The 19,862-nt window shown below is 62.7% G+C and carries 18 protein-coding genes and 1 pseudogene; 1 reads left to right on the top strand and 18 read right to left on the bottom strand.

Going from position 1 to position 19,862, the window contains the following annotated elements; genetic code table 11:
• Positions 1-18: 18 nt before the first annotated feature.
• From H7993_RS16230 to H7993_RS16175, 12 genes and pseudogenes are all read right to left on the bottom strand, one after another.
• Entirely contained in the window at positions 19-1,953 is a 1,935-nt protein-coding gene (locus tag H7993_RS16230; protein ID WP_185794993.1) for a methyl-accepting chemotaxis protein, read from the bottom strand.
• A 144-nt stretch (positions 1,954-2,097) separates the two neighbouring features.
• Positions 2,098-3,387, bottom strand: a complete 1,290-nt coding sequence (locus H7993_RS16225) for an adenylosuccinate synthase (protein ID WP_185794992.1) — start codon at positions 3,385-3,387, stop codon at positions 2,098-2,100.
• 54 nt (positions 3,388-3,441) lie between these two features.
• Positions 3,442-4,629: an ATP phosphoribosyltransferase regulatory subunit gene (locus H7993_RS16220; RefSeq protein WP_122480369.1), complete on the bottom strand. Its 1,188-nt coding sequence runs from the start codon at positions 4,627-4,629 to the stop codon at positions 3,442-3,444.
• A gap of 235 nt (positions 4,630-4,864) precedes the next feature.
• Entirely contained in the window at positions 4,865-5,734 is an 870-nt protein-coding gene (hflC, locus tag H7993_RS16215; RefSeq protein ID WP_122480370.1) for a protease modulator HflC, read from the bottom strand.
• On the bottom strand, positions 5,734-6,918 hold the full coding sequence (hflK, locus tag H7993_RS16210) for an FtsH protease activity modulator HflK (protein ID WP_122714618.1): 1,185 nt from the start codon (positions 6,916-6,918) through the stop codon (positions 5,734-5,736). The genes hflC and hflK overlap by 1 nt, the downstream gene beginning before the upstream one ends.
• 96 nt (positions 6,919-7,014) lie before the next feature.
• Positions 7,015-8,316, bottom strand: a complete 1,302-nt coding sequence (gene hflX / locus H7993_RS16205; protein ID WP_122480372.1) for a ribosome rescue GTPase HflX — start codon at positions 8,314-8,316, stop codon at positions 7,015-7,017.
• A 12-nt stretch (positions 8,317-8,328) separates the two neighbouring features.
• Entirely contained in the window at positions 8,329-8,589 is a 261-nt protein-coding gene (gene hfq / locus H7993_RS16200) for an RNA chaperone Hfq (protein WP_043191144.1), read from the bottom strand.
• 93 nt (positions 8,590-8,682) lie between these two features.
• Positions 8,683-9,654 carry a tRNA (adenosine(37)-N6)-dimethylallyltransferase MiaA gene (miaA, locus tag H7993_RS16195; RefSeq protein WP_185794991.1) on the bottom strand — a complete coding sequence of 324 codons (972 nt, stop codon included), beginning with the start codon at positions 9,652-9,654 and terminating at the stop codon, positions 8,683-8,685.
• 2 nt (positions 9,655-9,656) lie between these two features.
• The gene (gene mutL / locus H7993_RS16190; protein WP_185794990.1) at positions 9,657-11,552 is read right to left on the bottom strand and encodes a DNA mismatch repair endonuclease MutL; all 1,896 of its coding nucleotides are present in this window, start codon (positions 11,550-11,552) and stop codon (positions 9,657-9,659) included.
• Entirely contained in the window at positions 11,552-12,961 is a 1,410-nt protein-coding gene (locus tag H7993_RS16185) for an N-acetylmuramoyl-L-alanine amidase (RefSeq protein WP_185794989.1), read from the bottom strand. The genes mutL and H7993_RS16185 overlap by 1 nt, the downstream gene beginning before the upstream one ends.
• Positions 12,962-12,977: 16 nt before the next feature.
• The gene (tsaE, locus tag H7993_RS16180; RefSeq protein WP_185794988.1) at positions 12,978-13,448 is read right to left on the bottom strand and encodes a tRNA (adenosine(37)-N6)-threonylcarbamoyltransferase complex ATPase subunit type 1 TsaE; all 471 of its coding nucleotides are present in this window, start codon (positions 13,446-13,448) and stop codon (positions 12,978-12,980) included.
• Positions 13,436-14,275, bottom strand: a pseudogene (locus H7993_RS16175) (NAD(P)H-hydrate dehydratase); the annotation flags it as partial. The gene tsaE and the pseudogene H7993_RS16175, both read right to left, overlap by 13 nt.
• Before the next feature lie 108 nt (positions 14,276-14,383).
• Here H7993_RS16175 and queG point away from each other — a divergent pair.
• Complete coding sequence (gene queG, locus H7993_RS16170) at positions 14,384-15,454, top strand: tRNA epoxyqueuosine(34) reductase QueG (protein WP_185794986.1); 1,071 nt, start codon at positions 14,384-14,386, stop codon at positions 15,452-15,454.
• On the opposite strand, the gene H7993_RS16165 is transcribed toward queG, so the two are convergent.
• The 6 genes from H7993_RS16165 to H7993_RS16140 form a co-directional block, all read right to left on the bottom strand.
• Entirely contained in the window at positions 15,439-16,047 is a 609-nt protein-coding gene (locus H7993_RS16165; protein WP_185794985.1) for a trimeric intracellular cation channel family protein, read from the bottom strand. The genes queG and H7993_RS16165 overlap by 16 nt on opposite strands.
• A 108-nt stretch (positions 16,048-16,155) precedes the next feature.
• On the bottom strand, positions 16,156-17,121 hold the full coding sequence (locus H7993_RS16160) for a 2Fe-2S iron-sulfur cluster-binding protein (protein ID WP_185794984.1): 966 nt from the start codon (positions 17,119-17,121) through the stop codon (positions 16,156-16,158).
• Between the two features lie 114 nt (positions 17,122-17,235).
• Positions 17,236-18,138, bottom strand: a complete 903-nt coding sequence (locus tag H7993_RS16155) for a diiron oxygenase (protein ID WP_122480381.1) — start codon at positions 18,136-18,138, stop codon at positions 17,236-17,238.
• A 60-nt stretch (positions 18,139-18,198) separates the two neighbouring features.
• Positions 18,199-18,426: a hypothetical protein gene (locus tag H7993_RS16150; protein WP_049862045.1), complete on the bottom strand. Its 228-nt coding sequence runs from the start codon at positions 18,424-18,426 to the stop codon at positions 18,199-18,201.
• Between the two features lie 5 nt (positions 18,427-18,431).
• Positions 18,432-19,139, bottom strand: coding sequence for an MOSC domain-containing protein (locus H7993_RS16145; RefSeq protein ID WP_185794983.1), 708 nt, complete (start codon positions 19,137-19,139; stop codon positions 18,432-18,434).
• Positions 19,136-19,834 (bottom strand): glutamine amidotransferase, encoded by a 699-nt coding sequence (locus H7993_RS16140; RefSeq protein ID WP_185794982.1) that lies wholly within the window; start codon positions 19,832-19,834, stop codon positions 19,136-19,138. The genes H7993_RS16145 and H7993_RS16140 overlap by 4 nt, the downstream gene beginning before the upstream one ends.
• Positions 19,835-19,862: the final 28 nt, after the last annotated feature.

Here is a 19,862-nt window from a genome sequence, read left to right as displayed (position 1 = left end):
GCAGACCGAAGCGCGGCTTCAGGCGCGGAACTGGCCCAGGCTGGCTTTGAGCTGGGCAGCGAGCTTGTCCAGCTCTCGGCTGCTGGCCGTGGTCTGCTGTACCGCGAACGCTGCTTTTTCTGCCTGGGCGTGAATCACCTGCACCCTGCCCTTCACCGCCTGCGCGCCTCGCGCCTGCTGTTCGGCCGCCTGGGTTGCCAGGCCGATCGCCGAGTGCACCTGTTCCACCGAAGCCTGAACGGCCTGCTGCAGCCGCGCACTGTCGCGCAGCACTGCCAAGCCTTCGTCCGCCTGCCGTCCGGCCTGACCGATAGCCGCCACCGCTTCCCGCGCCCCGGCCTGCAAAGCGCCGATGTGGGCCTGGATATCGCCGGTCGAACTCTGCGTCTTGCTTGCCAGCGCGCGCACCTCGTCGGCGACCACGGCGAAACCGCGCCCGGTCTCACCAGCCCGCGCCGCCTCGATGGCGGCATTGAGCGCCAGCAGATTGGTCTGCTCGGCGATCCCGTGGATCACCGTCAACACCACCTCGATCTGCTGGCTCTGCTCGGCCAGGCGCTCGATCACCTTTGAGCCGCTCTGCACCTGGCCGGCCAACGCCTCGATCAACCCTCCGACCTGTTGCGAGGCACGGGTATTGTCGTCGGTGGCCTTGCGAATCTGCGCCACCTGCTGCAAGGCCGACTGCATCGCCTGGCTCTCGGCCTGAGCCTCATCGGCCATCTGCGACAGGTCGTGCAGGCTCTGCGCCACTTCATCGCGCTGCAGTCGAGCGGCATCATCGGCACCAGCGTTGCGTTGGGCCATGCTGCCGATCTCGATACCGGTCTTGTGCGCCACCTCACCCGCCTCGCGAACGATAGGCTGCAGCTTGTCGACGAAACGATTGACCGCCGCCGCCATGTCGCCGATCTCGTCACGGCTGTGGATAGCGACGCGTTTGGTCAGATCACCCTCGCCTGCGGCCAGATCATCCAGCGCACCGACCAGCAGACGCAGACGATGCACCACGCGCCGCCCCAGTACCGCGGCCAGCACCACCAGCATGACCATGCCGACCAGGGCCAGACACAGCCCGATGCGCCAGCGCAACTGCGCCGCAGCGGCCTGCACCGTGTTGTGGGTATTGGCCTGCATGGTCGCCGCCGCCGATTCCGCCGACTGCAGACGCGCCTGCAGCGCCTTGGCACTTTCGGCCGAGGCGCCTTGCAGGCTCTCGCCCACCAACTGCCCCGCACTGGCAATCAATGCCGCGAAGCGCTTGTCCAGTTCGGCCACCTCGGCCTCTACACCGGTGCGCGAGACAGCCATCAGTACCCGGCCGATCTCTGCGCCATTGGGGTTGATCGAGGCCTCGACATAGATCACCGCCGGGTCTGTCTTGGCCGCATCGAGCACCTTGTCCAAGGCTCGCTCACCGGCGCCCTTGGCCAACAGCGCCTGGTTGATGGGGTTGTCGCGGTTCAAGTAACGGGTCAAGTGCTCGCCCTGGGCGTCGTTGTAGATCACGAACAGCACGTTGGGGTTGCGCTGGGCACGGCGGGCGAACTCGGAAAGCGTCGGTACATCGTTATCCCACATTGCCCGCGGCGCGACCGAGGCCAGCAATTCGGCCATGTCGGTGGCCGATTCCTGCAGGTCCTTGTCCAGCGTGGCGCGGATCTGCGCCTGCTCGCCGCTCAAACGCGCCGACAAACCGGCACTCAGGCGCTGGCGAGTATTGCCCGAAAGACTCTCGAGGCCGGAAGACACTTCCGCGCTCGCGCTTTGCAGCTCGCCCGTCAGCCGTTGACTATCCTGAGCCATGCGACGGTCCAGGTCCGATTCAAGCGCGGTGACCGTGCTTCGGGTCAGCGCAATGGCGGCCAGCACCTGCACCAAAAGAGCGATGCCCAAGGCGATGAAGACCGGACGCAGCAAACGGCTGCGCAGAAGAGAAAGGACAGCGGACATGTGAATCCCCTTTTTATTGACGCCATTCTGATGATGGCGCCTGATTGAGGACTCACACAGCAAAGGCCGTGCCGAGAAGGTTTGCCTGTTGCTTGAACGACAAAGGGCCCCGAAGGGCCCTGTGCTGTGTTGCGCGAACCGCTGTCAGCCGAACGGATGACGCAGCACGATGGTTTCGTTGCGGTCCGGCCCGGTCGAGATGATGTCGATCGGTGCGCCGATCAGCTCCTCGACACGCTTGATATAGGCACGAGCGTTGGCGGGCAGCTCTTCCAGGGTTTTGGCACCCACGGTCGACTCGCTCCAACCCGGCACTTCTTCGTACACGGGCTGCAGGCCCGCGTAGCTGTCAGCGTCAGTGGGGGCAACGTCTTTGCCCTCCGCATCTTTATAGCCGATGCAGATATTGATGGTTTCCAGACCATCGAGTACGTCCAGCTTGGTCAGGCAGATGCCCGAGATGCTGTTCACATCGATAGCGCGACGCAGGATGACGGCGTCGAACCAGCCACAACGACGAGCCCGGCCGGTGGTCGCGCCAAACTCGTGGCCTTGCTTGGCCAGGTGCGCACCGACTTCGTCGAACAGCTCGGTGGGGAACGGACCCGAACCTACACGGGTGGTGTACGCCTTGGTGATGCCCAGGATGTAGTCCAGGAACATGGGACCAACGCCGGAGCCGGTCGCAACGCCGCCCGCGGTGGTGTTGGAACTGGTCACGTACGGGTAGGTACCGTGGTCGATGTCGAGCAACGAACCTTGGGCACCTTCGAACATGATGTCTTTGCCGGCACGACGCAGGTCGTGCAGTTCGGCAGTCACGTCGAGCATCAGCGGCTTGAGCAGCTCTGCGTATTCCTTGCACTCGGCCAGAGTCTTTTCAAACTCGATGGCAGGCTCTTTGTAGTAACCAACCAACATGAAGTTGTGGTAATCCACCAGTTCACGCAGCTTGTCTTCGAAGCGCGGCATGTTGAGCAGGTCGCCCACACGCAGGCCGCGACGAGCAACCTTGTCTTCATACGCCGGGCCGATGCCGCGACCGGTGGTGCCGATCTTGAGCTCGCCACGGGCCTTTTCACGGGCTTGATCCAGCGCCACGTGGAAAGACAGGATCAGCGGGCAGGACGGGCTGATACGCAAGCGCTCGCGCACCGGTACGCCTTTGTCCTCGAGCTTGGTGATCTCGCGCATCAGAGCGTCGGGTGCAACTACCACACCGTTGCCGATCAGGCACTGGACGCCCTCGCGCAGCACGCCCGAAGGGATCAGGTGCAGGACGGTTTTCTCGCCGTCGATGACCAGCGTGTGGCCGGCGTTGTGGCCGCCTTGATAGCGCACCACCGCGGCAGCATGTTCGGTCAGCAGATCAACGATCTTGCCTTTGCCCTCATCACCCCATTGGGTGCCCAGGACTACGACATTCTTACCCATAACACTTGTCCTCATTCGCGCAAACTTGGTGCCGGCAGCGGCCGGCAGGAAAACTCAAGAGGCCAGTGGCAGCACTTGCCATTGCCCGTTCTGCTGAATCAATTGACAATCGCAATCTGCCTCGCCGGCAGCCTCGATCGTCTGTCCCGGCAATGCCTGGACCACGCGGCGACCCTCGCGGCGCAGTTGGCAGACTGCCTGCCACAAGGCCGCATCGGTGCTGTCAGGCATCCAGACGCCACCGACGGGCAGTTCGATCCGGGCCCGACCCAGCGTCACCAGGGACTTGAGGTCCGTGGAGAAACCGGTTGCCGGGCGGGCACGGCCGAAGTCCGCACCAATGTCGTCGTAGCGGCCGCCCTGGGCGATGGACTGGCCCATGCCTGGAACGAACACGGCGAACACCACGCCGGTGTGATAGTGATAACCGCGCAACTCGCCCAAGTCGAAGTACAGCGGCAATTGTGGAAAACGCAACGACAGCCGCTCGGCAATCGCCAGCAGGTCGTCCAGTGCGGTCATCACCGGCGCCGGTGCGTTGGCCAGGCGTACCTTGGCCTGAGCCAGCACTTCGCGACCGCCACACAGGCCAACCAGGGCACGCAGCATCTCGGCGATGTCCGCTTGCAGCCCTTCGGTGAGGACGATCACTTCGTCGATGGCCTTACGCTGCAGGGCATCGAACAACTGCTGCTCGACATCGCCCGACAACCCGGCCGCGCGGGCCAGGCCGCGGTAGATACCGACGTGCCCCAGATCCATGTGCACGTCTGGCACATCGGCCATTTCCAGCATGGTCAGCATCAGGCTGATGACTTCCACGTCGCTGCTCGGACTGGCATCGCCATACAGCTCGGCGCCCAGCTGGATCGGGCTGCGCGAACTGGACAGTGCCCGCGGCTGTGCATGCAGCACACTGCCGGCATAGCACAGGCGGTTCGGCCCTTCACGGCGCAAGGTGTGCGCATCGATGCGCGCCACCTGCGGCGTGATGTCGGCACGGAAGCCCATCTGCCGACCCGATTGCGGGTCGATCACCTTGAAGGTGCGCAGGTCCAGGTCCTGCCCGGCACCGGTCAGCAGCGACTCGAGGTATTCGATGTGCGGCGTTACGACGAACTCGTAACCCCAGCTCTGGAACAGGTCCAACACCTGACGCCGCGCGACTTCGATGCGCGCAGCCTCGGGCGGCAGTACTTCTTCGATGCCATCTGGCAGCAGCCAGCGGTCTACCGTTGCCATTACGCCTTTCCCCTATGATCCGGGCGGCCTGCCGTCGGGCTAGCCTTGAGTGAAGCAGAAATCGCCCACCGCAAGCAGGTCGCGGGGCAATGTCCTCATGAACCGGGCCTATGAATCGGCCAATCTAACTTGCAGACGCAAAAAAGCCGGGAATTTCCCGGCTGCCGCATCATACACACGTTTCGCCGATCGTTCACCCCGCCGAACGGTTAAACCGCTCGACGGGGAAAGCCGATCAGGGCTTGTACTTCTCCATGAAGCGGAAGAAATCGCTCTTGGAGTCCAGCACCATCACGTCGCTCTTGTTGGCGAAGCTCTGGCGGTATGCCTGCAGGCTGCGGAAGAAGGAATAGAATTCCTGATCCTGACCGTAGGCCTGGGCGTAGATGGACGCTGCCTGCGCATCGCCGTCACCACGCGCTTCCTCGGACTCACGATAGGCTTCGGCCAACAGCACACGACGCTGGCGATCGGCGTCGGCACGGATGCCTTCCGCCAACTCGTTACCCTTGGCACGGTGCTCGCGCGCCTCGCGCTCACGCTCGGTGCTCATGCGCTCGAACACGCTGCGGTTGACTTCCTTGGGCAGGTCGATGGCTTTGACGCGCACGTCGATGACCTCGATACCCAGCTCCTTGTCTGCCATGCGGTTGAGCGACGTAGTGATGTCGGACATCAACGCGTCACGCTCGCCCGACACCACTTCATGCAGGGTGCGCTTGCCGAACTGGTCACGCAGACCCGATTCGAGACGTCGCGACAGACGCTCGTCGGCGATCTGCTTCATGCCGGAAGTAGCGGTGTAGTAGCGCTCGGCATCCTTCACACGCCATTTGGCATAGGCATCGACCATCACCGCTTTCTTCTCCAGGGTCAGGAACCGCTGGGTCGGGGCGTCGAGGGTCATAAGCCGCGCATCGAACTTGCGCACCTGGTTGACGTACGGGAGCTTCACATGCAGGCCAGGCTGGACATCGGCCTGAACCACGCGGCCGAATTGCAGGAGGACCGCACGTTCGGTTTGCGCAACGATGTAGAAGCAGTTCCATGCTGCCACCGCCAGAACGACGGTGACGACAAGGGCGATCACAGATTTATTGCCCATCAGCGACTCTCCCTTGAACGCATTTCACGCTGTTGCTGCTGCAGGTCGGCCGCAGCGCGTGCGCCGGCGGCGTCGCTGGCCGAAGCCGGCGTGCTGGCGGCAGGCGTGCTGCTGTTGTTGCGGTCGCCACCGACCATCTTGTCCAGCGGCAGGTAGATCAGGTTGTTCTGACCTTCCTTGCTGGCCACCAGCACCTTGCTGGTGTTGCTGTACACGTCCTGCATGGTTTCCAGGTACAGGCGCTGACGGGTTACGTCGGGAGCCTTGCGGTACTCGGTGACCAGCTTGGTGAAGCGGTCGGCCTCACCCTTGGCGCGCGATACGACTTCGTCGCGGTAGCCGTTGGCATCTTCGATGATGCGCTGGGCCTGACCGCGAGCCTCGGGTATCACGCCATTGGCATAGCCTTCGGCCTGGTTACGCGAGCGCTGCTCGTCTTCCCGGGCGCGGATCACGTCGTCGAAGGCTTCCTGCACTTCACGCGGGGCTGCCGCGCTCTGCACGTTGACCTGAGTCACAGTGATACCGGTCTGGTAGGTGTCGAGGAAACGCTGCAGGCGCTCCTTGATCTCGCCGGCCATCTGCTCGCGGCCTTCGGTCAGCACCTGGTCCATGGCGGTGGAACCCACCACGTGGCGCAGCGCACTGTCGGTAGCATGCTGCAGGCTGATTTCGGGCTGGTCGACGCGCAGGACGAAGTCCTGCAGGTTGGTGATCTTGTACTGCACGGTCAGCGGCACTTCGACGATGTTCTCGTCTTCGGTGAGCATCTGCCCCTGCTTGGTATACGAACGCTCGCGCGTGACGTTTTCCAGGTACTTGCGGTCGATCGGCGGGAAATAGATGTTCAGGCCCGGACCCACCGTTTCGTAGTACTTGCCGAAGCGCAGCACCACGGCCTGCTCCTGCTCGTCGACCACATACACCGCGCTGTACAGCCAGATCGCGCCAAGCACGGCAAGGCCGATGCCCAACAGGCCGAGACCACCGCCCTTGGACGTGCCTCCACCGTCGCCACCGCCACCTGTGCGTTTCTTTCCACCGCCGAACAACCCGTTCAGGCTGTCCTGCAGCTTGCGGAAGGCCTCGTCGAGATCCGGTGGCCCCTTGCGGTCGCCTCCACGGCGTTTACCACCCCAAGGATCTTGATTGTTCGAGTTGCCACCCGGCTCATTCCAAGCCATAGCGCTCTCCATCTGATAAAGCAAAGACGCACCCACGGCGCGCCGACCAATGCTACAGAATGCCCGACATGACAGCACAGCTGCCACACGAGGCTTTTATTGCAAAGTGTGTTGCTCGATGAATTCAGCGGGCTCCATGCCTTCGCGACTGACCAGGCGATTGAGCTCCGCACGCGGCAGGCGTATTGCCAGCAGACTGCCACCTTGCTCATCATGCGCTTCGCTTTGCACCGCGCCCAGCGAAAACAGCTGGGCGCGCAGGCGGCCCAGTGTCTGGCCCAGCTGCAGCGTGCCGACGAACAGGTCTTCGCCGAGCAGCTCGGCAACCGCCTGCTTGACCAGCTCAAGGCCGCGCCCGTCGCGCGCCGACACCCATACCCTGACCGGTTTGCCGTCGGCATCGCGCTGTATCTGCGGCTCGACGTTCTCGAGCAGGTCGAGTTTGTTATACACCTCGAGGATCGGCAAGCCTTGCGCGCCGATCTCGGTGAGCACGGCCATGACCTGTTCGATCTGCGCCATGCGCTCGGGCTCATGGGCATCGATCACGTGCAGCAGCAGGTCGGAGTTGCTCGATTCCTCGAGGGTGGCGCGAAACGCTTCGACCAGCTTGTGCGGCAGGTGACGAATGAAACCCACCGTGTCGGCCAGGATTACCGGCCCCAGGTCGTTCAACTCGAGTCGGCGCAAGGTCGGGTCGAGCGTGGCGAACAGTTGGTCGGCCGCGTACACCTCGGACTGCGTGACGGCGTTGAACAAGGTCGACTTGCCGGCGTTGGTGTAGCCCACTAGGGACACCGACGGAATGTCGGCTCGCCGGCGGCCGCGACGTGCCTGCTCGCGCTGGCTGCGAACCTTTTCCAGGCGCTGCTTGATCTGCCGCAGGCGTACCCGCAGCAGACGCCGGTCGGTTTCCAGCTGGGTTTCACCAGGGCCGCGCAGGCCGATACCACCGCCTTGGCGCTCGAGGTGAGTCCAGCCGCGAACCAGCCGCGTGCTCATGTGCTCGAGCTGGGCCAGTTCGACCTGCAGCTTGCCTTCATGGGTACGGGCGCGTTGCGCGAAGATATCCAGGATCAGACCGGTACGGTCCAGCACGCGGCACTCGAAGACTTTCTCGAGGTTGCGCTCCTGGCTGGGTGTGAGGGTGTGATTGAAGATCACCAGATCTGCGTGCTCGGCCTTGACCTGGTCACGCAGCTCCTCGACCTTGCCGCTGCCGATCAGAAATTTGGCACTGGGCCGATGACGGGCGACATTGACGAATGCGACAGTTTCGGCGCCGGCCGAGATGGCCAGCTCCTGAAACTCCTGCGGGTCTTCGCGCGCCTCAGGGTCCTGACCATCCAGATGAACGAGGATCGCTCGCTCACCACCACCGTGGCGCTCAAAGAACAAGGCAGACTCCTATCAAGCGTTACCTGGGTCGGTGTCGCCCTGCTCGGATTCGGTCGCACTTGGCAGACGAATCGGACGCACCGGTACAACCGTGGAAATAGCGTGTTTGTAGACCATCTGGCTGACCGTGTTCTTCAGCAAAATGACGAACTGGTCGAACGATTCGATCTGGCCCTGCAACTTGATACCGTTCACCAGATAGATCGAGACGCCGACCTTCTCTTTACGCAAGGTGTTCAAGTAAGGGTCTTGTAGCGAATGCCCTTTTGACATGTGCCGCACTCCTTTAAGGATCAATAGTGGAAAAGCTTTGAAAAGATGAAGGCTCTGACCGTCAGACCCAAGGATAGACGGCAATTGCGGGACTCAGCTCAATATGGAGGCCGAACCCAGGTATTTCAAGGTGCGAGGCAGATTGTCGATGGCCAGGCTGTCGAGCCAGTGCAGATCGGCCCAACTGCGCAACCAGGTAAACTGTCGCTTGGCCAATTGGCGCGTGGCGATGATGCCGCGTTCGCGCATCTGCACCTCGGTCAGCTGGCCATCCAGATGATCCCAGACTTGCCGATAGCCCACCGCTCGTATAGACGCAAGCCCAGCATGCAAGTCACTTCGAGCACGCAAGGCAGTGACCTCGTCGACGAAGCCTTGTTCCAGCATTTGTCCGAAACGCACAGCAATTCGCTCATGCAGCACCGAGCGATCGGCGGGTGCGATTGCCAAGTGGGCCACAGTATAGGGCAATTGCCCGCTTGCCAATGCGCCTGCCTCGGTACTTTGCGCAGATTGTCGCGCGCGCAGCTCGGTCATGCTCGAACCACTCACGCGGTAGACCTCCAACGCTCGGATCAGCCGTTGCGGATCGTTGGGATGAATGCGCGCGGCAGAAACCGGATCGACCGCCGCAAGCTGGTCATGCAGTGCCTGCCAGCCGTGCAGCGCGGCCTGCGCCTCGAGATCGGCGCGCACCTGGGCATCGGCGCCCGGCATGTCCGCCAACCCCTCGAGCAAAGCCTTGAAATACAGCATGGTGCCGCCAACCAGCAGCGGGATGTTGCCCCGCGCGGTGATCTGCGCCATGGCCTGCAAGGCATCGCGGCGAAAGTCGGCGGCGCTGTAGCTTTGCGCCGGATCGAGGATATCGATCAGTGCGTGCGGATGGGCATCGAGCACCGCCCGCGACGGCTTGGCGGTGCCGATGTCCATGCCGCGGTAGACCAGGGCCGAGTCGACGCTGATCAGCTCGCACGGCAGCACCTTGCTCAGCTCGATGGCCAGGTCGGTCTTGCCCGCGGCCGTGGGCCCCATGAGGAAGATCGCCGGAGGTAGGCCACTCATGTTCAACGCCCGCGCAGGAAGAGTTTGTCCAGGTCGTCCAGTCCCATCTGGGTCCAGGTCGGTCGACCATGGTTGCACTGGCCACTGCGCTCGGTGTTTTCCATATCGCGCAGCAGGCCGTTCATTTCCGGAATGGCCAGGCGCCGGTTGGCACGAATGGCACCGTGGCAGGCCATGGTGCCCAGCAATTCGTTCAAGTGGGCCTGGATACGGTCGCTGGTACCGTACTCCATCAGGTCGGCCAGGACATCGCCGACCAGGCGATTGGCCTCGGCCTGCTTGAGCAGGGCTGGAATCTGGCGTATGGCCAGGGTTTCCGGGCCCAGCCGCTGCAGCTCGAAGCCCAGCCGCTGGAACCACGCCGCGTGCTCCTCGGCACAGTCCGCCTCGCGTTGGCTCATGGCCAGCGATTCGGGCACCAGCAAGGGCTGCCCGCTCAGACCTTCGCTGGCCATGGCGATCTTCAGGCGCTCGTACATGATGCGCTCGTGCGCCGCATGCATGTCCACCAGAACCAGCCCCTGGGCGTTTTCGGCCAGGATATAGATACCCTTGAGCTGTGCCAGCGCGTAGCCCAGCGGGGGGATGTCGCCCTGGCTTGGTGGCAGACTGGGAATCGGCGCGGTGCTGCTGCCGGCGGTAGGCAGCGGTGCGAAGAACTCCCGGTAGGCGCTCTGCGCCTCGGCCACCGGCAGGGCAGCGGTCGGCCGTGGCGTGTATGAATAACCGCCGCTGGAACCCCCACTTGACTGCGGCTGGGCCATCGGTGAGTGCAGCAGGTTGGCCGCCAGGCCCATTTCACCCTGAGGGCCGAACTCGCCTGCCTGGACCCCGCTCGGCCGCAACGGCTGGGCCTGCGCCGGCGCGCTCGCCAACTGGTCTTCCGGGCGAACATCGGCCAGCGCCCGGTGCAGTGTGCCGTAAAGAAAGTCGTGCACCATGCGCCCGTCGCGAAAGCGCACTTCATGCTTGGTCGGGTGCACGTTGACGTCGACCACCGCTGGGTCCACTTCCAGAAACAGGACGAAGGTCGGATGACGGCCGTTGAACAGCACGTCGCGATAAGCCTGGCGTACCGCGTGGGCCACCAGCTTGTCGCGCACCGCTCGGCCGTTGACGAAGAAGTATTGAAGGTCGGCCTGGCTGCGCGAGAACGTCGGCAAGCCAACCCAGCCCCACAGCCGCAGGCCGTTGCGCTCGACTTCTATAGGCATCGCCTGTTCAAGGAACGCCGGCCCGCAGACCGCAGCGACCCGCCGTGCACGAGCAGTTTCATCATGGGCCTCATGCAAGCCGAGGATGCTCTTGCCGTTGTGCCGCAGGTGGAAGCCTACGTCAAAGCGCGCCAGCGCCAGGCGCTTGATGACTTCCTGCAGGTGGTCGAACTCGGTTTTTTCGGTCTTGAGAAACTTGCGCCGCGCCGGCGTATTGAAGAACAGGTCGCGCACCTCCACCGAGGTGCCCACAGGGTGCGCCGCAGGCTGCACGCGGGCGTCCATGTCGCGGCCTTCGGTTTCTACCTGCCAGGCCTGATCGGCCGCCGCGGTGCGCGAGGTCAGGGTGAGCCGCGCCACCGAACTGATCGAGGCCAGCGCTTCGCCGCGAAACCCCAGGCTCATGACGCGCTCGAGGTCCTGCAGGTCGCGGATCTTGCTGGTGGCATGGCGCGCCAGGGCCAGCGGCAGGTCGTCGGCCGAGATGCCGCTGCCGTCGTCGCGCACGCGCAGCAGCTTGACGCCACCCTGCTCGACCTCGATGTCGATGCGCCGGGCGCCGGAGTCCAGGCTGTTTTCCAGCAGCTCCTTGATCACCGAAGCCGGTCGTTCGACCACCTCGCCAGCCGCGATCTGGTTGGCGAGCCGCGGACTGAGCAGCTCGATACGCGCCGATTCAACCATTACTGGGACGCCAGGGCAGTACTGGGAATGGTGACTTCCTGACCTATCTTCAATTCATCGGTTTTCAAGTCATTGGCGCTGCGCAAGGTGGCGATGCCCAGGTCGTAGCGCGCCGCCAGCATGGCCAGGGTTTCGCCGGGACGCACCACGTGAGTGCTGGGGCCGCGGGCAATCTTGCCGGTGTCGCGCAACCAGGCCATGTAGGTACCTGGCGGCGGGTTCTGCTGGAAGAACTGCTTCACGCCGGTACGGATGGAGCGCGCCAGCGCCTGCTGGTGACCCGAGCTTTGCAGTTTGTTGGCTTCGTTGGAGTTGGAGATGAACCCGGTTTCCACGAGGATCGAAGGGATGTCCGGCGATTTCAACACCATGAACCCGGCCTGCTCGACCCGACGCTTGTGCAGCGGTGTCACCTGGCCAATGTTGCTCAACACTTTCTGGCCCACATTGAGGCTGGAAGTCAGCGAAGCGGTCATCGACAGATCCAGCAACACGCCGGCGAGCATGCGGTCCTTGTCATCCAGGCTGACGTTACCGGCGCCACCGATCAAGTCCGAACGGTTCTCGGTATCGGCCAGCCAGCGTGCGGTTTCCGACGTGGCGCCGCGCTCGGACAGGGCGAATACCGAGGCGCCGAAAGCCGCCGAGGAGGGCGCGGCATCGGCGTGAATGGACACGAACAGGTCAGCGCCCTTCTTGCGGGCGATTTCGGTACGCCCGCGCAGCGGAATGAAGTAGTCGCCGGTGCGCGTCAGCTCGGCGCGAAAACCTTGTTCGGCGTTGATCTGGCGTTGCAATTCCTTGGCAATCTGCAACACCACGTCTTTTTCGTGCTGCCCGCGCGGCCCCGAGGCGCCTGGGTCTTCGCCGCCGTGGCCGGCATCGATGGCAATGACGATATCGCGCTTGCCGTTGGGCACCGGGGTCAGCTTGATGGCCGGACGCGTCGGCGTCACCGGCACCGCCGGCGTGATGGCCACGGCCGGCTGGGGTGGCTTGGGCTCGGCATCGGCCGCGGAGTCGAACAGGTCAACCACCAGGCGGTTGCCATATTGCTGGTTGGGCGCAAGCGTGAAGCTTTTCGGGGTGATGGCCTTTTTCAGGTCCACCACCACGCGCAGATCGGTGGGGGTACGCTGTGCCGAGCGCACGCTGGTGACGGGCGAGTCGCCAGGCGCCACGCTCAACGGACCGGCCGCAGTGGCGCCGTTGATGTCGATGACCAGTCGATCGGGCGACGACAGCGTGAACACGCTGTGCTGGACGGGACCGGTGAGGTCGAAGACCAGCCGGGTGTTATCCGGCGCTCGCCACAAGCGCACGCTCTTGACTTGTGTAGCGGCCACGGCATTGACGACAAAACCCGTCAACATCAGACCAACGACCGCGACCAGCGCGCGAATGCGCATACCTAACCCCATCAATTTATTTGGATTTCTGTGCCACAGCGGCACACCAGGACACACCGCGCGGGCCCTGTGGCGATAACTTCAACAGCCTTCCGGCCGCTTGCGGGCTTATGGTAATGGTCAGGTCCGGCTTTGGCAAAAAGCCTGCGCCTTGTTGGGGCCACTCGATCAGGCACAAGGCGTCCTCTTCAAAGTAGTCGCGGATGCCCAAATACTCCAATTCCTCTGGATCAACAAGACGATAGAGGTCGAAGTGAAAGGCTTTTATAGGGCCGATCTCGTAGGGTTCGACCAGAGTGAAGGTCGGGCTCTTGACCGCTCCGACGTGGCCCAGGCCGCGGATCAGGCCTCGGGAAAAGGTGGTCTTGCCGGCGCCCAGATCACCCTCCAGGAAGATCAATCCGTGGCCATGGGTCACCTCTGCCATGCGCGCACCGAATGCAAGCATGGCAGCCTCGCCTTCCAGGTAGATTTCTACTTCAGACACGGATAATGCTCCTCGAGCAACTGACGAATGGCAGGTATCAGGTCGCTGGCCGCCAGACCACGACCGAGCTTGCCCAGCCGCTCTCCGGCGCCGGCATGCAGCCACACACCCAGGCAGGCCGCATCGAAGCCATCCAGGCTTTGGGCACGCAGGGCGCCGACCAGCCCGGCGAGCACGTCGCCCAGGCCTCCGGTGGCCATGGCGGGATGACCCTGATCGCAGATCGCCAGGCGCCCATCGGGCGCAGCGATCAGGCTGCCCGCCCCTTTGAGCACGCACACTGCCGAATACTGACGCGCCAGGCGCAGGGCCGCCGCGGGGCGATCGGCCTGCACCTGCGCGGTGGAAATACCCAGCAGCCTGGCCGCTTCCCCTGGGTGCGGGGTCAGCACGGCATCGGCCGGCAGCGCGACGGCGCCCTGCGCCAACTGATTCAGTGCATCGGCGTCCCACACCTGTGGCTTGTCCTGGCTGGCCGCCACCGACAGCAAGCTTCGGCCCCAGCTGGCCTGCCCCAGCCCGGGCCCGACCACCAGCACCGTGGCCGCTTCGGCCAGCGCCAGCAACTGGTTGGCCGAAGCGATATCGGCAACCATCACTTCCGGCATGCGCGCCAGCGCCGGCGCCACGTGCTCGCCGCGGGTAGCGAGCGTTACCATGCCGGCCCCGCTGCGCAGGGCACTTTGCGCGCTGAGCAAGGCCGCACCGCCGGTGCCATGGTCGCCACCGATCACCAGTACACGGCCGTACATGCCCTTGTGCGCATCCATCGGCCGCGCGGCCAGAACCGGCAAGGTGGTGGGGTCGAGCTGCACAGCGGCCGAAGGCTGGCGCTGCCCCGCGTCGGGAATTTGCGTGTCTGGCGGCATGCTTGAACCTTTACTGTCGATGTCTGGCAGAATTATACCCACCTCCGCACAGGTTTCCTCGCTCGCATGTCTGCTCCCACCATCGACCTTCCCGCCCTGGCGCTCTCCATCAAGCAATGGGGACGCGAACTGGGTTTCCAGCAAGTCGGCATCGCAGGCCTGGACCTGGGCGAGCATGAACAGCACCTGCAGCGCTGGCTCGATTCTGGCTATCACGGCGAAATGGACTACATGGCTGCCCATGGCAGCAAGCGCTCACACCCCGAGCAACTGGTGCCAGGCACCCTGCGGGTCGTTTCGCTGCGCATGGACTACCTGCCCGGCGACACCCAGATGGCGCAACGCCTGGCGCAGCCTGAAAAAGCCTATGTGTCGCGCTATGCCTTGGGCCGCGACTACCACAAGCTGATCCGCAAACGCGTGCAGCACCTGGCCGAACGCATCCAGCAGGACATCGGCCCGTTCGGCTTCCGCGCCTTCGTCGACAGCGCGCCGGTGCTGGAAAAAGCCATTGCCCAGGAAGCGGGGCTGGGCTGGATCGGCAAGAACACCCTGGTACTCAACCGCAAGGCCGGCAGCTACTTCTTCCTCGCCGAACTGTTCGTCGATCTGCCGTTGCCGGTCGACGAGCCCCACGCCAGCGAGCACTGCGGGCGCTGCACGGCCTGCCTGGACATCTGCCCTACCGCCGCCTTCGTCGGGCCCTACGTGCTGGATGCTCGTCGCTGCATTTCCTATCTGACCATCGAGCTCAAGGGCCCCATTCCCACCGAGCTGCGTCCGCTGATCGGCAACCGTGTGTTCGGTTGCGACGACTGCCAGATCGTTTGCCCATGGAACCGCTTCGCCCGCCCTTCGGGCGAAGGCGATTTCCAGCCGCGGCATCAACTGGACAATGCCGAACTGGCGCAGCTGTTTTTGTGGGATGAAGACCGGTTTCTGAGCAGCACCGAAGGCTCGCCCCTGCGCCGCGCCGGTTACGAGCGCTTTCTGCGCAACCTGGCGGTTGGGCTGGGCAACGCACCGTCGAGCATCCCGGTGCTCGAAGCCTTGAAGGCACGCCGCGAACACCCCAGCGAACTGGTCCGTGAACACGTCGAATGGGCCCTGGCGGCCCACGCTCAACGATCGTCGTAGACGAACTTGGGCATTTCCCAGTGGAAACGGATAGCCAACAGGCGCAGCAGAAAACCGCCGAACAGGGTGATGGACAGCGCCTGAATCGGCACCAGCTCCAGGTAGGTGCAACCCAGAAAGCACCACGCCGCAGCGAATGAGACGCTGGCATACAGCTCGCGGCGGAACACCAGGGGAATGTCGTTGCAGAGGATATCGCGCAGGATGCCGCCGAAGACCCCGGTGATCATGCCGCTGATGGAAGCCACCAGATAATCGTGGCCCAGCTCCAGCGCGGTCATGGTACCGATCAGGGTAAACGCCACCAGCCCCAGCGCATCGAGCACCAGAAACAGCGAACGCAGGCGGCGCATGAGTGGCGCGATGAAAATCGTCACCAGCGCCGCCACGCTGGTCAGTACCAGGTATTCCGGGTGTTTGACCCACGTCAGCGGATAGTTGCCGAGCAACACGTCGCGCATCGACCCACCGCCCAATGCAGTCACACAGGCAATCAGCACCACGCCGAACCAGTCCATACCGCGCCGCCCTGCGGACAAGGCACCGGTCATGGCTTCAGCGGTGATGGCGATGAGGTAGAGGGTCAGCAGCATGGGAACCTGGAGCCAAAAGACGAGCAGTGTGATGGGCGCGGTATCGACTGCAACATGGGCGCCGCGATGATCGCTCATGATACCGGGCACGCACTGGCGTTGTCCGCTTCACGAGGTCCGGAGACACAGCGTGAGTTCATCGCCCACAGGATAGCTGCAACACGCCAATGCGTACCCAGCCGCGCGCTCCTGTACGCTCAGTGCAAAATCGGCCTCGCTGCGACATTCCCCTTTCAGGACTTTGATCTTGCACGCACCACAAATTCCAGCACGACACTGACTGCGCACTTTCAGGCCCTGGGATTCCAACTGCGCAAGCAGGGTCAGCGAATGAACCGCTTCGAACTCGACCCCCGACGCGGGGATCTTCAAACGCACCGTTCCAGTGTCGGCCTGCTTGGCGGGCAACGGCGAATCGGCCGAGCTGAATGCTTCGATAAAGTACTGGGCCCCACCATGCCGAACCTGCATGGCCCGGTGTATTTCTACAGCGAATGCCTGGCTTCCGCAGATTACGATGCCTTGCGACGCCTCCAGGGCGTCCAGTACCCCCTGGTTTGGACGCCCCCTCCACAAGCAGCCGTTGTCTTGGTACAACGACTGCCGGGTGACATGGATGCGCAAAGTGAACCAGCGTTCGGCAAGCTCCAGGGTCATCAACTCGGCGAAGCATGGCACGGCTTCCAGAGAGGGCGTGCACAACAGCAATGTGATCCGTGGCACTCGGCGGCCTTGCCGTGCCCATTGCCTGAATTCGCGTATCAATGCCCAAGGCAAGGCAAACCCGATACCACCAGCCAACAGCGCCACGCTATCCAAACCAGAAAGTTGTTGCGCCGTGATATCTCCTGCAACGCCCACACAGCGCACCAGGGCGCCGACCATCAGATGATTGAACATCGTCTCTGACAACCCTTTGGAAGGCACGCGCTGGACGATGATCTCAACCTGCCAGCGCGTGGGGCAGGCCACTATCGAATAGCAGGCCGTGCGAACTTGACCGGTAGCACCTGCGTATTCAAGTATCAGGTAACGGCCTGGGACATATTCTTCTTCACGCTGTTCATCGAGCACCGTGAAGACAAATCTCCTCGCGTTCTCGGCAACGTCGCATGCCACATCACACCGTAGAAAACCTGGCCCAACTGGCTCTACTGCAGATGAATTATTCTTGGCCGAAAGCACCATCTATTCCAGACCTATACGTGCAAGGAGACTGAAAACCGACTCGGTGTAGACCTCTACTTCGCTTGATCGAGAACACTCCAGAAGCATTGCCTCATACCCCTGGAATCCCGCTAGAGAAAGCGCCCGAGCCCACGCACCCAGTTCGTTATCGGCAAACATCTCTACCGTCCTGGCAATCACAGCCTGCAAGTACGTTCGTTCGCCAACACTTAGCGTGTGGACGATATCGCACGCTACAAAACTGAAAACACTTGAATGGCTCCACTCATCCACTGCGTGAGTACGAGTCACCTCATGGCACACCTGCTGGATGGAGTCATCCTCGGACAAGGTTTTCAGGTAGTCAGTGATCAAGGTTTCACTGGCACAGGCAATACCGAATCGAGTGAGCCGCCGCTGCCACTCAGCCTTACATGTGGACAATATCTGGTCCCGCCAGCGGATGAGATTGAAGTCGCTGAAATCGAGGTAGGGCAGCTTGCGGTTCAGATAGATGTAATTGCATGCCGTAACTGACATTTTGGTATGGAGCGCTTCGTCAAGCAGCGCCTCAGACATCACTCGCTGCAGGATGTCGCGGTTGCGAGACTCAACAGGTGGCCTTTTGATGATGTCCTCGCAGGCAGGTGTCACAATGTCGCATTCGATATAAATGGTTTTGAGGTTATAGATAATCCAGCCATAGGACAGACATCTGGATTTCATTTCAGCCGTAGCTGCCTGCCAGGCTGGATGACTTCGAAACGGAACCAGCGACTCGCTAAAGTCCAACCTGCCGTGTTCGAAGAGCAATTCGCTATACGGGGTCGCATCATTATTGACTGCTGCCCGTACGTTCCACAAAGAAGACAACTTCTCCAGCATGTTCCTGACGCCATCATGGCTTTCCGGACCAACTTCCATATTCACGTGCTGTGTACCTCTTTACCTGTAATGTTCAACCAATTGCGCCATTGATGGCATTCAAGTCTTTGCAAACATGCCCTGCGCATACAGCAACCGAATCCCGTCAGGCGTGGATTCCAACAACCGGCGCTCACCCGTTTTGCGTTGTATGTCGAGGGTGTAGCCCTCGCCTTCGGGGAAGCGGCGGACCACATCCGCCAATGCATGCTCGGCAGCGGCATGCTCTATATCGAACTGGCACCAGTACGCCCGGTGCAATTGAACGATGACGCGAAAGTGCTGCATGGTTTCTACTCTCCTGAAAGGGGACCCAGCACTCGGCTGGCCCAGTTCTCGATCTGGCCCGTTGTCAGGCGCCGCTCCACGAGTGAGCGCCAGGATGGTACGAGCGGCAGTTGCGCAAGTTGGCTCAACTCATCGAGGTCCAGCGGCCGTTCGTACAAGAGCGCGATGACTCTGCGCAACGGCCATCGAGGGATGGGGCGGTCCTCGAGCACCATTGCGTCGCCTGCTCGCAGGACACCGCCCTCGAGGACCCGGTAATACCAGCCGGTCATTGCACTGGCCTGCATGCGCAAGGCCATATCGCTCACCTCGAAGCGGTCGCTGAGCTTCCAGCAAGGCTGGCGGGTCTGGCTGACTTCGAGGAGCACGTCGCCGCAGCGAAAGATGTCACCCAGGCAAACGGTGTTTTCGTCGAGACCGACAGTCGACAGGTTCTCACCGAATGCGCCTGGCCGTGCAAGGCGTGGATGCTCGCCGATGAGCTGTGTCCACTCCTGATAGTGCTCGAACGGGTAGTGGTGAAGGGCTTTGTCGGGGCCTCCATGGATGCGGCGGTCCCCCTGCTCATCGCCTGTTATTCCCAGCGTTCCCACTTCAACCGGTCCGCACACCGACTCCTTGTCGATACCGGTGAAACTGCCTGGGCGCGTAAAACGGCGAGACTTGCCCGCGAGCACGTGCCGCAACTCGATGACGGACCGCGCCCCACTCATCGCAGGCGCGCCAGCCAGTCGATCAGGATCGTGCTGGCTGCTTGTACGCCTGCAGAACCCAGGGCCTGAGCCTGGGCGCGCAGTTCGCGGGGGTCGATTCGCTGTTGATGCAGTTCGTTGGCGTGGCCGACCAGCCATGCTTCGAGTGCCTGCGGTGCCACCTCGAGATGAAATTGCAGCGCGAGCACCTGATCGCCCACGCTGAATGCCTGATGAGGGCAGTCCTCGGTGCTGGCGAGCAGCGTGGCCTGCGCTGGAATGTCGAACTGATCGCCGTGCCAGTGCAATACGGGTATTCCGCTCGCCAGGGGCGCCAGTACCGAGGTGCTTCCGGCTGCGGTCAGCGTGACGGGGCCGAAGCCGATTTCCTTATGGCCCATGGCGGCAACGTCGGCGCCCAAGGCGCGAGCGATCAGCTGAGCGCCCAGGCAGATGCCCAACAAGGGTTTACCGTTGTCCAGGCGTTGGCGGATGAGCTGGAGTTCGTCCAGCAGGAATGGGTACAGCCCTTCATCGAAAGCGCCAATGGGCCCGCCAAGGATGATCAGCAGGTCTGCCGAGTTCACATCGAGCGACGCCAGCGGGTGCAGAGGCGCCTCTATCGTTTCGATTGCATAGCCTTCGGCTTCCAGCACCGCAGCCAGGCAACCCAGGTCTTCGAACGCGAGGTGACGCAGGACCAATGCTCTTTTCATTTTTGTACCAATACAATAATATGAATGT

The organism is Pseudomonas baltica, assembly GCF_014235765.1.
Lineage (GTDB): Bacteria > Pseudomonadota > Gammaproteobacteria > Pseudomonadales > Pseudomonadaceae > Aquipseudomonas > Aquipseudomonas baltica.
Note: the sequence above shows the minus strand (reverse complement) of the source record. Positions and strands in the feature narration are given on the sequence as shown.